At 71.2% G+C, this 14,532-nt stretch carries 9 protein-coding genes; all 9 read right to left on the bottom strand.

Annotation, left to right across the window (positions count from 1 at the left end):
- On the bottom strand, positions 1-431 hold a 431-nt coding region (locus FREUN1FDRAFT_RS34020; protein ID WP_006544904.1), incomplete at its 3' end, for a sulfite exporter TauE/SafE family protein.
- A 197-nt stretch (positions 432-628) separates the two neighbouring features.
- Complete coding sequence (locus FREUN1FDRAFT_RS34015) at positions 629-1,084, bottom strand: tellurite resistance TerB family protein (protein ID WP_006544903.1); 456 nt, start codon at positions 1,082-1,084, stop codon at positions 629-631.
- A gap of 166 nt (positions 1,085-1,250) precedes the next feature.
- On the bottom strand, positions 1,251-3,731 hold the full coding sequence (locus tag FREUN1FDRAFT_RS34010; RefSeq protein WP_006544902.1) for a hypothetical protein: 2,481 nt from the start codon (positions 3,729-3,731) through the stop codon (positions 1,251-1,253).
- 111 nt (positions 3,732-3,842) lie between these two features.
- Positions 3,843-4,442 (bottom strand): adenylate kinase, encoded by a 600-nt coding sequence (locus FREUN1FDRAFT_RS34005; RefSeq protein WP_006544901.1) that lies wholly within the window; start codon positions 4,440-4,442, stop codon positions 3,843-3,845.
- A gap of 148 nt (positions 4,443-4,590) precedes the next feature.
- Entirely contained in the window at positions 4,591-6,036 is a 1,446-nt protein-coding gene (locus FREUN1FDRAFT_RS34000) for a glutamate synthase subunit beta (protein WP_006544900.1), read from the bottom strand.
- A gap of 63 nt (positions 6,037-6,099) precedes the next feature.
- Entirely contained in the window at positions 6,100-10,710 is a 4,611-nt protein-coding gene (gltB, locus tag FREUN1FDRAFT_RS33995; RefSeq protein WP_006544899.1) for a glutamate synthase large subunit, read from the bottom strand.
- 431 nt (positions 10,711-11,141) lie between these two features.
- The gene (gene lgt, locus FREUN1FDRAFT_RS33990; protein ID WP_006544898.1) at positions 11,142-12,410 is read right to left on the bottom strand and encodes a prolipoprotein diacylglyceryl transferase; all 1,269 of its coding nucleotides are present in this window, start codon (positions 12,408-12,410) and stop codon (positions 11,142-11,144) included.
- A 250-nt stretch (positions 12,411-12,660) separates the two neighbouring features.
- Positions 12,661-13,536 carry a tryptophan synthase subunit alpha gene (gene trpA / locus FREUN1FDRAFT_RS33985; protein WP_050796151.1) on the bottom strand — a complete coding sequence of 292 codons (876 nt, stop codon included), beginning with the start codon at positions 13,534-13,536 and terminating at the stop codon, positions 12,661-12,663.
- Positions 13,537-13,574: 38 nt separating this feature from the next.
- The coding region (gene trpB, locus FREUN1FDRAFT_RS33980) for a tryptophan synthase subunit beta (RefSeq protein ID WP_006544896.1) at positions 13,575-14,532 on the bottom strand (958 nt) is incomplete at its 5' end.

The raw sequence follows: 14,532 nt of genomic DNA, 5'->3' as shown, positions 1-14,532 counted from the left end.
GTCGGCCGGGCCGCGGTGGCCACCGCGGCCGCCACCGTGGCGGCCCGCCGCCGGGCGACCACGGCCGCGAGCCGGGACTGCACCGCGAGCAGCAGGCAGGCAGCGAGGACCAGGAACGGAACAGCCGACTTGAACCCGTCGGAGGGCGTCAGCAGGAGCACGATCGCGCCGATCAGGCCACCGAGCATCGCGGGGGGCGCCAGCGCCTTCAGCCGGTCGGTCTGGCCACGCAGCTCCCGCCGGTACCCGAGCGCTCCGCCCGCATAGCCGGTGACGAGACCGACCGAAGAGGTGATGTTGGCGGTCAGGGCCGGCATCCCGGTGGCCAGCAGCGCGGGGAACGCGATCAGGGTACCGCCGCCCGCGATGGCGTTGACCGCGCCCGCGAGCAGGCCGCCGCCCGCGACGAGAGCAGCGTCGGCTGGTCCCACAGGTCCCTCCGTCCGGTCGTGACGAACCGCCGACAACTCGGTCACGACCGACGGCGACACGGCGCCCGTCGGGAGGCCGCCGGCCTCACCCTGTCCGGATGAATGCGACCTTTCCAGGGATTGCGGCCCAGGTCACGGCGCTTTTCGGGCCGATCGGCCCGAGCCGCGACGGAGCCGGCCGACCCACCGACGCTGAGTCAGAGGTCGAACTCCTCGGGGTTGATCCCGACCGCGAAGCACGCCTCCCGGACGATCGCCTGCTCGGTCTTGTCGAAGTTGCCGTCGGCGCCGCCGATGACGATCCCGATCTGAATCACCGCGCGGGCCTCGGTCGCCTTCTTCTTGACCTTGCCGATCTCCTGCAGGATGGAGACCTTGCCGAAGTCGAAGTCGGCCTGCAGCTTGCCGAGGTAGTCGTTGAACCTGCGCTGCAGGTCGTCGGCCGGGAAGTTGGACAGCACGTCGTTGCTGACGATCAGTGAGGCGACCCGCTGACGCTCCGCCGGGTCGATGTTGCCGTCCGCGGCGGCCACGAGAGCACACATCGCCATGCTCGCGTCACGGAACGCGCCGCTCTTGAGGTCGTTCTTCTTCGCGTTGAGCTGGCCCTGCATGGTCTGCGCGGACTGGCGTAGCTGGTTCCAGATCGGCACCTGTGCTCCTTTGCCGGTGGCGTTTCCGGTGTTCGAGGATCCTGGCGTTCTGGCGTTCTGAGGTCAGGTCGGTTGGTCAGACCTGTCAGGACGGGCCGAGCCCTGCCTGACCTGGCCAGCCTCCCACGAGGAGAACGTGCGACTGCTGGGCAACGCTCCTCGCATGTCAGGATGCGCCGTTGAGCCGGTCGACGGCCAGCTGGGCATCACCGATATTGACGAAGTCCACCGCGACGAAGGTCGGGCGCCGCCCCTGTTCGGACTCACAGCTGTGCGCACGGTCGAGGATCCGGTCGGCATTGTTGGCGACCAGGGCCGCCTGCCGGCTCGGCGCCGCATCGGTCACCCAGTTGTTGAGCAGGAGCAGCCCCGACCCGGCCTCGCCGCGATTGCGCGCACAGCCGACAAGTTTGTCCGCCGAGTCGACGGAGAAGGGTGTGTCCGATGCATAGCGGTAGAAGCTTCGGAGAAATGTTCCGGGCAGGTCCTGGCTCTCGGTGAAGACGGCCAGCCGCCGACCGCTGTCGATCATCTCGCGCAGCGTGGGCCATGAGCCGTCGTCGGCGGGCGGGGTGACCACGAGCCGGGAAAGCCCCGCCTGCGCGACCGCGCCGGCGATCTCGGAGGCCGGCGCCCCGTCCTGGATGATGAAGGTGACGACCTCGCTCGGGTTGCGGGCCATCCAGTCCCCCACCTTGCCGAGCTCTGCGATCAGGTCGAGCGCACCGAGCTGGCACATGTCGTGGCACAGCCACAGCCCGGGCCGGGCCGACCTGGCGTTGCGGGTCAGCGGCTCGATGGCCGTGCGGGTCGTCGGCGGGAGCGTCGCGAGCACGGCGTCGACCTGCTCGGGCGTCGTCCAGTGGTGGACGTCGAGCAGCAGCGCGCGAACACCGAGGTCGAGCTGGTGCACCAGCGACGGATCCTGCGTCGGGCCGAGAAAACGGTCCTCGCTGTTCGCCATCGCGTTGTGGGTCGCGAGGTAGGTGACCTCGTCGTAGCGCTTCGCGCAGAGCTGGGCCTGGCCGTTGCACAGTTCGCGCCCGGTGGCCGCGGCGCCCGGGAACGCGACCCAGGTCACCGCGATCATCACCGGAATGGTCACCACGAGGCCACCGGCAAGCCGGCGCCGCCGGCCGACCCGGCTCCACCGCCCGGACACCCGCCGGAACACGGCTGCGCCGACGACCACCATGCCCACGACCAGCGTCCAGCCGACGATGCGCAGGTAGTCGGCCTCGATGTCACCGTAGGCGTGCCGGGAGAAGTCCGCGAGGACGGCCCCGGCGCCCGGCGGCAGCGGCCCGCCGGGCCTGTCCAGCGCCAGCAACGGGTTCGGCAGCAGAATGCGCAGCGCGACCCCGAACACGCCCGCGGCGACACCCGCGGTGATCAGGGCGACCGCCAGCGCGCGCACCCGGGACCGGCCCCGCCTGGCCGCCAGCCCGATGATCGCCACACCGATCAGGCCGACGAGAGCGAGCAGGGCCACGGTCAGGCCGTCCAGCGCCGCGGAGACGTCGTGCAGCCGGGAGACGGCGCTGATGGCCGGCTCGTCGCGCAGGTCGGAGAGGCGAACGCCCAGGTCGAGCACTGCACCGTCGGTGAGGTGCGACCGCATCTCACCGATCGCCTGCTCGTCGCCCTGGAACAACAGCGGGCCGACCAGGGCCAGCGCGCCGGCCACGTCCCCGGAGCGCAGGTCCGCGCGCAGCGGGCCGGCCATCTCATCGCGGTCGGCCGCGGGCAGCCGACCGAGCACGGCGTCGACGACACGGTCGGTGTCCTGCGCGGACAGCTGCATGGTGGGCAGATCGGCCGGCGGGCGGCCTGCCATGATCTCGTCGACCGCGGTCAGGATGGCGCGGGTGAAGTCCGTCACGGACTCGACCCGGTAGCTGCTCCCCGACCCGAGCTCCCCGGCGATGTAACGGTTGGCCAGGCCGGAGATGTTGCCGAAGATCGGCGTCAGGTCGACCGTGAACGCGAGGTCGTCCTGTTTCGCACTCAGGTAGCCCACGATGCGCCGGATCTGCTCGTCGGTCATCTCCTCGACCGTCGACGGCGGGAGGACCGTGCGCAGGTTCGCCGTGACCAGCGACGAGTCGATCGGCAGGCCGGAGAGCAGCGAGTCCACCGCCGGGTCGGGCAGGACCTCGGTGTAGAGGCGGTCGTAGGCGTTGGCCTCGGCGAGCGACTGGGAGTAGAAGTCGGCGCTGAGCACCGTGGAACGCGCGGTGGTGAGCACGACGATGGGCACCCAGACCAGCGCCAGCAGCACGGCCAGGCCCGCCTGGGCCGCCCGCAGCCGCACATCGCCCCCACGGCCGGACGGCACCGGCCCGGCGGCCCGACCGGCTTTGGTGGCCCGACCGGCTTTGGTGGCCCGACCGGCTTTGGCAGCTCGGTCACCCGCGGCGGGTGGTTCGCCGCCCGGGCCCGGCGGATCGCTGTCGGCGGCACGCGGCTCGGGGACCGCCGCCCTGGTGTCGCCGGACGAGCTCGTGGACGGGGCCGCGTCGGAGCGATCCCCCGACGCGAACTCGGGCGCCGTCGTGGACCCGGGCGTTGGAGCGGGCCCGGATGCCGCGGCGGACCCGGGTGCGGGGGCCCGCCTGCCCAGGCGCCCACGGAGCCCAGAAGCCATTCGGCCCATCTCCGACCTGTCACCACGCACCGTCATGGACGGCTTCCAACCTATCCCGGCCGGGCCGATCAGAGATCGGTTTGGCCGGCCGGGGAACACCCGGAGGTCACCTCAGGGCCGGCTCGCACGCAGCTGCGGGTGCAGCACGGCCGTCAGGGCCTCCTCGATCCGCGCCGCGACGTCGTCCGGCGTGCCGGAACCGTCGATGGTCCGCAGCAGGCCCTGCTCCCCGTAGTGGCTGCGCAGCGGTGCCGTCTCCGCTGTGAAGACCTCCATGCGGCGGCGGGCCGTCTCGGCGGTGTCGTCGACGCGGCCCTCGGACAGCGCGCGCCGGCTGATCCGCGCCAGCACCTCGGCCTGGTCGACCTTGAGATCCATCACGACGTCCAGCGGGCCGCAGGAGGCGTCCAGCATGCGGTCGAGGGCCTCGGCCTGTGGCAGCGTCCGAGGGAAGCCGTCGAGCAGGAAGCCGGCCCCGCAGTCGGCACCGGTGGTGAGACGGTCCGCGACGATGTCCAGCACGATCTCGTCGGGGACCAGCTCACCGGCACGGACGTAGCGCTCCGCCCGCCGGCCCAGGCTGGTGCCGGCGGAGATCTGCTGGTCGAAAAGCTGACCCGTCGAGATCGCGGGAACGCCGTGGCGCGCGCTGATACGTGCGGCCTGGGTTCCCTTGCCTGCACCGGGTGGACCGAGCAGCACGAGCCTCATGCCCTGCACGCTACAGGCAGTTGCGCCTTCGACAGCCGCGCCAAAAGGACAAAAGGGCCCAGCCCGGACTCGATGGAAGGCAGCTCACCTCCGTCGGTCCGGGCCGTTCCTGACCAGCCGTCAGGGCCGGCAGCGGTCAGGCCGGCTGTCAGGGCCGGCGAGTCGGCAGGATCGGAGCGGGCAGGTCGGTCGTGCCCATCAGATACCGGTCGACGGCCGCGGCGGCCGAGCGCCCCTCCGCGATCGCCCAGACGATCAGCGACTGGCCGCGGCCCATGTCACCGGCCACGAACACACCGGGGACGGACGTCGACCAGCCCAGGTCGCGGGCGACGTTGCCACGGGGGTCGAGGTCGACCCCGAGCTGCTCCAGCAGGCCCGGGCGCTCGGGCCCGACGAAGCCCATGGCCAGCAGCACCAGGTCGCAGGGCAGCTCGGTGTCGGTCCCCTCGATCTTGCGGGGCCTGCCGTCGACCATCTCGACCTCGTGCATGAGCAGCGCCCGCACGTTGCCGTCGTCATCGCCGAGGAACCGCTCGGTGGACACGGCGAAGACCCGCTCGCCGCCCTCCTCGTGCGCGCTGGTGACCCGGTAGAGCAGCGGGAAGGTCGGCCACGGGTTCGCCGGGGCGCGCGACGCCGGCGGCCGGGGCATGATCTCCAGCTGGTGGACGGACACCGCGCCCTGGCGGTGCGAGGTGCCCAGGCAGTCGGCCCCGGTGTCACCCCCGCCGATGATCACCACCCGCTTGCCCTCGGCGGAGATGGTCGTCTGGGCCAGGTCACCGAGCTGGACCTTGTTCGCGGGCACCAGGAAATCCATGGCCAGGTGGATGCCCTTGAGCTCCCGGCCCGGCACCGGCAGGTCACGGCCCACCGTCGACCCGCCGGCGAGGACGACCGCGTCGTAGGACGACCGCAGCTCGTCCGCGGTGAGGTCGACACCGACGTTGCACGAGGTGATGAACGAGGTGCCCTCGGCCTCCATCTGCGCGAGACGGTTGTCGAGGACGCGCTTCTCCATCTTGAACTCGGGGATGCCGTAGCGAAGCAGGCCACCCACGCGGTCCGCCCGCTCGTAGACCACCACCTCGTGGCCGGCCCGGGTGAGCTGCTGGGCGGCGGCCAGCCCGGCCGGGCCCGAACCTACCACCGCGACCCGCCGCCCGGTCCGCACCGACGGCTGGACCGGCGTCACCACCCCGTCCGCGATGGCGCGGTCGATGATGGTGACCTCGATCTGCTTGATCGCCACCGGATCGTCGGCGATACCGAGGACGCAGGCCGCCTCGCACGGCGCCGGGCACAGCCGCCCGGTGAACTCCGGGAAGTTGTTGGTCGCGTGCAGCCGCTCGATCGCCGCGGTCCAGTCCCCGCGGCGGGCGAGGTCGTTCCACTCGGGGATGATGTTCCCCAGCGGGCAGCCGTTGTGGCAGAACGGGATGCCGCAGTCCATGCACCGGCCGGCCTGGTCGCGCAGCGCCGGCTCCGGGAACGGCTCGTACACCTCACGCCAGTCGGTGAGACGCAGGTCCACCGGCCGACGTGAGGGCAGCTCCCGGCGGTGCTTGAGAAACCCGGTCGGGTCAGCCATGACACTCCTGTCGCGGTCTGGTTCTTCGTTGGATCGATGGGTCGGTACCCGCGTATGACCTGGTCAGACGCGGGACGACGCCATGATCTCCTCGTCGACGGGCAGGCCCTGCTCCTGCGCCCTGCGCATGGCAGCCAGAACCCGCTTGTAGTCGCGCGGCATGACCTTCACGAAGTGGTCCTGCTCGTCCGCCCAGCGGGAGATCAGTCGGGCTGCGACAGCGGAGCCCGTCTCCCGGTAGTGCTTCTCGATGTGGCCGCGCAGCGCGACGCGGTCATCGTCGTCGAGCGGGTCGACGTCCACCATCTCGGTGTTGATGCGCTGGAGCACCGGCTTGTGAAGATACGCGACGCCACCGCTCATCCCGGCCGCGAAGTTGCGGCCGATCGAGCCGAGGACGACGACGACACCGCCGGTCATGTATTCGCAGCCGTGGTCCCCGACGCCCTCGACCACCGCGACGGCGCCCGAGTTACGCACGCAGAACCGCTCACCGACGATGCCGCGGAAGTACGCCTCACCCGCGGTGGCCCCGTAGAGCAGCACGTTGCCGGCGACGATGTTCTCCTCCGCCCGCAGCGGCGCCTCCTTCGGCGGGAAGACGATGAGCCGCCCGCCGGAGAGGCCCTTGCCGGCGTAGTCGTTGGCGTCGCCCTCCAGGGTGAGGGTCATCCCACGGGGGACGAACGCGCCGAAGCTCTGCCCGGCGGAACCGGTGAACCGCAGCGAGATCGTGTCGTCGGGCAGCCCGGCCGCCCCGTACCTCTTCGTCACCTCGTAGCCGAGCATGGTGCCGACCGTCCGGTTGACGTTGCGAATCGGCATCTCCAGCCAGACCGGCCGGCCGTCCTCGATCGCGCCCTCGCAGAGCTGGATCAGCGAGTTGTCGAGCGCCTTGTCCAGGCCGTGGTCCTGGCTCGCGGTGCAGTGCAGCGAGCCACCGAACGGCCGCTCCGGGGTGTGCAGCAGCGGGGTGATGTCGAGCCCGGAGGCCTTCCAGTGGTTGATCGCCGCACGGGCGTCGAGCAGGTCGACCCGGCCCACCGCCTCCGCGATGCTGCGCAGGCCCAGCGCGGCCAGGTGCTCGCGCACCTCCTCGGCGATGAAGGTGAAGAACGCCTCCACGAACTCGGGGCGGCCGGTGAACCGCTTGCGCAGCTCCGGGTTCTGCGTCGCCACGCCGACCGGACAGGTGTCCAGGTGACAGACGCGCATCATCACGCAGCCCGCGACGACGAGCGGCGCCGTGGCGAAGCCGAACTCCTCGGCACCCAGCAGGGCACCGATGACGACGTCCCGGCCGGTCTTCATCTGGCCGTCGACCTGCACGACGATGCGGTCCCGCAGGCCGTTGAGCAGCAGGGTCTGCTGGGTCTCGGCGAGCCCGAGCTCCCACGGCGCGCCGGCGTGCTTGAGCGACGTCAGCGGGGAAGCCCCGGTGCCGCCGTCATGGCCGGAGATCAGCACGACGTCGGCGTGCGCCTTGGAGACACCGGCGGCCACCGTCCCGACCCCGACCTCGGCGACGAGCTTGACGTGCACCCGTGCCTTGGGGTTGGAGTTCTTCAGGTCGTGGATGAGCTGGGCGAGGTCCTCGATCGAGTAGATGTCGTGGTGCGGGGGCGGCGAGATCAGGCCGACGCCCGGGGTCGAGTGCCGGGTCTTCGCGATCCACGGGTAGACCTTGTGCCCGGGGAGCTGGCCGCCCTCGCCCGGCTTCGCGCCCTGCGCCATCTTGATCTGGATGTCGTCGGCGTTCGCCAGGTACTCGCTGGTCACCCCGAACCGGCCGCTGGCCACCTGCTTCACGGCCGAACGGCGCAGGTCACCGTTCTCGTCCGGGGTGAAACGGCGCGCGTCCTCGCCGCCCTCGCCGGTGTTCGACTTGCCGCCGAGGCGGTTCATCGCGATCGCGAGTGTCTCGTGGGCCTCGGCGCTGATCGAGCCGTACGACATGGCACCGGTCGCGAACCGCTTCACGATCTCGGAGGCCGGCTCGACCTGGTCGATCGGGATCGGGCCACGCCCGGTGTCACGCAGCGCGAACAGACCGCGCAGCGTCGCGTTCTGCCGGGCCAGGTCGTCGACCTTCGCGGTGTACTCGCGGAACAGGTCGTACTGGCGGCTGCGGGTGGCGTGCTGGAGCAGGAAGACGGTCTCCGGGTTGAACAGGTGCAGCTCGCCCTCACGCCGCCACTGGTACTCGCCGCCGACCTCCAGGGTCCGGTGCGCGAGCTCGGAGGGGATCGTCGGGTACGCGCGCCGGTGCCGGGCCGCGACCTCCTCGGCGATGATGTCGATGCCGACGCCGTCGAGCCGGCTGGGTGTGCCGACGAAGAACTGGTCGACCAGCTCCTGCGACAGCCCGATCGCCTCGAAGACCTGGGCCCCGGTGTAGCTCGCCACCGTGGAGATGCCCATCTTGGACATCACCTTGAGCAGGCCCTTGCCGAGCGCCTTGATCATGTTCTTCTCGGCCTGCGCACGGTCGACGCCGGTGAGCTCGCCGCTGGCGAGCAGGTCGTCGATCGACTCGAAGGCCAGATACGGGTTGACCGCCGCCGCACCGTAGCCGGTGAGCAGCGCGATGTGGTGGACCTCGCGGGCGTCACCGCATTCGACGATGAGGCCGACCTTCGTCCGGGTCTTCTCGCGGATCAGGTGGTGGTGCACCGCCGCGGTCAGCAGCAGGGACGGGATCGGCGCCTTGTGCTCGTCGGAGTCGCGGTCGGAGAGGACCACAATGCGGGCACCATCGGCGATGGCCTCGCTGACACCGGCGCAGATCTCCGCGAGGCGCGCGGTCAGCGCGGCACCGCCACCCTCGACGTCGTAGAGACCACGCACCGTCACCGACGCGAAGCCGGGCATGTCACCGTCGTCGTTGATGCCGATGATCCGCGCCAGCTGGGTGTTGCTGATCACCGGGAACGGCAGGTGCACCATCCGGGCTGACGCCGGGGTCGGATCGAGCAGGTTGCCCTCCGGGCCGAGCGTGCGGGCGAGGCTGGTGACCAGCTCCTCCCGGATCGCGTCCAGCGGCGGGTTGGTGACCTGGGCGAACAGCTGGGTGAAGTAGTCGAACAGCAGCCGCGGCCGGGTGGAGAGCACGGCGACCGGGGTGTCGGTGCCCATCGACCCGATCGGTTCGGCCCCCGCGCGCGCCATCGGGCCGACGATGATCCGCAGCTCCTCCTCGGTGTACCCGAAGACCTGCTGGCGGCGCAGGACGGACGAGTGCCCGTACAGGATGTGCTCCCGCTCGGGCAGGTCGTCCAGGGAGATGACGCCGGCGTGCAGCCACTCCTCGTACGGCGCGGCGTTCGCCAGCGCCGACTTGACCTCGTCGTCGCTGACGATCCGGCCCTTCGCGGTGTCGACGAGGAACATCCGCCCGGGCTGCAGGCGGCCCTTGCGCACCACCTTGTGCGGCGGGATGTCCAGCACGCCGACCTCGGAGGCCATCACGACCAGGCCGTCGTCGGTCACCCAGTAGCGGGACGGGCGCAGGCCGTTGCGGTCCAGCACCGCGCCGATCATCGTGCCGTCGGTGAAGGCGATGGAGGCCGGGCCGTCCCAGGGCTCCATGAGCGCGGAGTGGAACTCGTAGAAGGCCCGGCGGGCCGGGTCCATCTCCTCGTGGTTCTCCCACGCCTCCGGGATCATCATGAGCACCGCGTGCGGCAGCGAACGCCCACCCAGGTGCAGCAGCTCGAGCACCTCGTCGAAGCTGGCCGAGTCGCTGGCGCCGTCCTCACAGATCGGGAACAGCCGCGCCAGGTCGCCGGGGATGAGGTTGCTGGCCAGCAGCGCCTCCCGTGCACGCATCCAGTTACGGTTGCCGCGCACGGTGTTGATCTCGCCGTTGTGGGCGATCAGCCGGTACGGGTGTGCCAGCGGCCAGCTCGGGAAGGTGTTCGTCGAGAACCGGCTGTGGACCAGCGCGATGGCGCTGTCGAACCGCGGGTCGTCGAGGTCCGGGAAGTAGGCGGAGAGCTGATGCGTCGTCAGCATGCCCTTGTAGACGATGGTGCGGGCTGACAGCGAAGGCATGTAGGCGCCGGTCTCGCGCCGGACCCGCTTGCGTACGCAGTAGGCGCGGCGCTCGAGATCCATCACGTCGAACCCGTCGTCGGACGCGGAGCCAGCCGCACCCGCCGCACCTGCCACCCCGGACCCGCCCTGGGCCTGCGCCGGAACAGCCGCGGCGGCCCCGGTCGGCTCGCCGGGCAGCGCGAGGAAGATCTGCCGCATCCACGGCTCGACCTCACGCGCCGCGAGACCGACGAGGTGGCCGACCGTCGGGACCTCGCGCCAGCCGAGGACCCGCAGGCCCTCCTGGCGCACGATCCGGCTGATCGCTCGGATGGCGTCGTCGCGCTCACCCGCGATCTGGGAGAGGAAGATCGTGCCGACGGCGTACCGGCCCGGCGCCGGCAGCGGGAACTGCACGACGTCACGGAAGAAGCCGTCCGGCACCTGAACCAGGATGCCCGCACCGTCGCCGGTGTCGGGGTCGCTGCCGGACGCACCGCGATGATCAAGATTGCGCAGGACTGTCAGCCCCTGATCGACCAGCTCGTGGCTACGCCGGCCATGCACATCGACAACGAAGCCGACGCCACAGGCATCGTGTTCGAACGAGGGGTCATAGAGACCTTGCGCAGTCGACATCCGGAGGTGTCCCGTCCATCTTCAGGGGCCGATGGGAGCGGACGACGTTGTCCGGAGGGTGGCGCGGCGAATGACGGGCTGCTCATCAGCTCCGCGCCTGTACCGAGTGTGCCATGCGCAAGCCGCATCCGCCGTGGTCGCTCATGTCCGTCAGATCACAGCGAGATGACGGCAGATTTCGCAGGTGATCAAAGAACTTCCGGTAAGGAGCCCCCGAAAGCGGACATGTGACAGGAAGGCAACATTCCCGTCACAGGGCGCACCGTCAGGCAGCCAGCCGCCGCGAACCGGACGAGCAGAGTGAGGATCTCCTGCCTATAAGCAGTGTACGGATCCAGTTTGTCGTGGATCCGCCCACCCCCCGTGCCATCTTCGGTATTCCGCCCCGTCACGGCGAGCCACCCTGTTCGTCGAGGGCGGCCGGCCCTCGGTCAGTCCCGGCTGGCTGAGCCCGCCCCCGCAGGACCGGCAGGACCGGCAGGACCGGCAGGACCGGCGGTACCAGAACCCGAGACGGCGGAACCGGCGGCGACATCCGGACCGCTGGGCGCGCCCCCAGCCGTCGCACCCGTGCCGACGCCGGCACCAGCGCCAGCCGTCTGCGCCGCGACCGCGGCGGCCGAGCCGCCCGCACCCGGGACGGCGACGGCCGGCTCGGTCGCCCGGTCGCCAGGGTGGTCGGCGGTGACCGTGGCAGCGCCCGTGCCGGTGTCGATGCCCGGCCCACCGGTCGCGGGCGCCTCCGTCGTGCCGGCCGCGGCCGTCCTGCCCTCGGGGCCCGGCTTGCCAGCCGCGTCAGTCTCGCCGGACCCGGTCCCCTTGCCAGCCCCGTCTGCCTTACCACCCGCGTCTGTCTTGCTCTCCGCGCCGGCCTTGCCGTCCGCGTCCGCACCGGCCTCGGCGCCCGGAGTGTCCCCGGCGCCGGGCGCCGGGGGCCAGCCGACGTTGGCGTCGATCGGGCGCCGAACGAGCGCCAGCGCCAACACCGCGAGCAGGAAGACCACGATCGAGACCCAGATGTTGATCCGGAAGCCGAAGACCTTCTCCGCGGTGTCGATCCGCAGCGCCTCGATCCAGAGTCTGCCGATCGTGTAAAGCGCCACGTAGAGGAAGAACAACCGCCCGCGGCCAAGCCGCTTACGCCTGTCGACGAGCAGCAGGACCCCCGCGACAACCAGGTTCCACAGCGACTCGTAAAGGAAGGTCGGGTGGTAGGTCGAGACTCCCGGGATCATCTGGTGCGCCGGATCGATCCGGACCGCCCAGGGCAGATCCGTCGCCCGGCCGTACAGCTCCTGGTTGAACCAGTTCCCCCACCGCCCGATCGCCTGCGCGAGAGCCAGGCCGGGCGCGAGCGCGTCCGCGAACAGGCCGAACGACACGTCCATCCGTCGGCAGGCGATCCAGGCGCCGAGCGCCCCACCGGCGACCGCGCCCCAGATCGCCAGGCCGCCGTTCCAGACCTCGAAGACCGCGACCAGGTCGCCGTCCTTGCCGAAGTAGGCCTCGGGGCTGCTGACCACGTGGTAGATCCGCGCTCCGACGATGCCGAACGGGACCGCCCAGTACGCGACCTCGCTGGCGACCACGGGATCCACGCCGCGTGCCCGCAACCGCCGAGCGGTCACGACAACAGCGACGATGATCCCGATGACGATCATCAGAGCGTAGGCGCGCAGGGGGACGGGCCCCAGATGCACGACTCCTCGGGATGGACTGGGTATAGCAGCGAGCACCACGGGGGTCAGGCTATCCCCCCGGACGTCCGCCGCTGCGAGGCCAGTCCCACGAGCAACGCAGCCGCAATCGGGAACGCGCCGGGCACACCGCCCGCAATCCACGACACCACAGGGGATATACCTGGCGCAATCAGACAGACCGGGCCCGGGTGGACCTCGGAACAGCAACGGAGCGCCCCCGGAGCGGCCGCGGGACGTTCACGGGAACAGGTCAGACAGAGGCCGAGCGCACACCCGCGGCAAGCTCGGCCGCCAGACCGGTGACCGCGGCGAGACCCGCGTCGCCGCCCTGACCGGCCCCGGTGTCGGTCGCGGTGTCGGTGGCGAGCGCACGGACGAGGGCCGAACCCACGATCACCCCGTCCGCGAAGCTCGCGACCTCCGAGGCCTGGGCCCCGTTGCTGACTCCCAGCCCGACGGCGACCGGCAGGCTGGTCACCTCACGCACCCGGGCGACGAGATCACCGGCCTTGGCCCCGACCTCGGCCCGTGCCCCGGTGACACCCATTGTCGACGCCGCGTAGACAAAGCCACGGCTGTGCCCGGTGACCAGGCGCAGCCGCTCGGGCGTGGAGCTCGGCGCGACCAGGAAGACCGGGTCCAGGCCGTGGGCGGCACAGGCCGCGAGCCAGCGGTCGGCCTCCTCGGGCGGCAGGTCGGGAGTGATCGCTCCCGCCCCGCCGGCCGCGGCCAGATCGGCCGCGAACGCCTCCAGGCCGTAACGCTCCACCGGATTCCAGTAGGTCATCACCAGCGTCGGCGCTCCGGTCTCGGCGACCGCCTCGACCGTGCGCAGCACATCCCGCGTCGTGACTCCGCCGCGCAGGGCGGCATCGGCGGCGTCCTGGATGACCGGCCCGTCCATCGTCGGGTCGGAGTAGGGCAGACCGACCTCGACCACGTCCACCCCCGCCGCGACCATGGCCCGCATCGCGGCGATCCCGCGTTCCACCGTCGGAAAGCCCGCGGGAAGGTAACCGACGAGGACGGCACGCCCCTCGTCGCGGGCCCGGGCGAAGGCCCGGTCCAGCGGGCTGAACCGCTCCGCCTCGCCCGACTGGACCTGCGCTGACGCGCTCTGTGCCAACTGACTCCGCACCGTGGATCCGTTCCTCGTCGTCGTGATCAGGCGGATGGAGAGGTGCCCGCGGCGTCACGTGCGCCCGGGGACTCGGCGTCCTCATCCAACAGGTTGAACCAGCGGGCAGCCGTGTCGACGTCCTTGTCACCGCGACCGGAGCAGTTGACCAGTACTACGGCGTCGGGGCCGAGCTCACGGGCGACCTCGAAGGCGCCGGCGAAGGCGTGCGCGCTCTCGATGGCCACGAGGATGCCCTCCGTGCGGGCCACCAGGCCCAGCGCGTCCATCGCCGCGGTGTCGTCGACCACCCGGTACGTGGCGCGCCCGGTCTCGTGCAGCAACGCGTGCTCGGGGCCGATGCCCGGGTAGTCGAGCCCGGCGGAGATCGAGTGGGAGACCTGGGTCTGCCCGTCCTCGTCCTGCAGGAGGAAGGTCCGCATGCCGTGCAGGACACCGGGTGCCCCACCGGCGATGGCGGCCGCGTGGCGCCCGGTGGCGACCCCGTCACCACCGGCCTCGCAACCGATCAACGCGACCTCTGTGTCCGGGATGAAACGGTGGAAGATGCCCATCGCGTTCGACCCGCCGCCGACACAGGCGACCACCGCGTCCGGCAGGCGGCCGAGCAGGTCGAGGGTCTGCTGACGCGCCTCCACCCCGATGATGCGCTGGAAGTCACGCACCATCATCGGGAACGGATGTGGCCCCATCACCGACCCGATGCAGTAGTGGGTCGAGTCGACCGTGGCCACCCAGTCACGCATGGCCTCGTTGATGGCGTCCTTCAGGGTGCGGCTGCCGGACGCGACCGCGACGACCTCCGCGCCGAGCAGGCGCATCCGCGCCACGTTGAGAGCCTGCCGGCGGGTGTCCTCCTCGCCCATGTAGACGACGCACTCCAGGCCCAGCAGGGCGCAGGCGGTCGCGGTCGCCACACCGTGCTGACCGGCGCCCGTCTCGGCGATCACCCGCGTCTTGCCCATCCGGCGGGTCAGCAGGCAC

The organism is Parafrankia sp. EUN1f (assembly GCF_000177675.1).
Lineage (GTDB): Bacteria > Actinomycetota > Actinomycetes > Frankiales > Frankiaceae > Parafrankia.
Note: the sequence above shows the minus strand (reverse complement) of the source record. Positions and strands in the feature narration are given on the sequence as shown.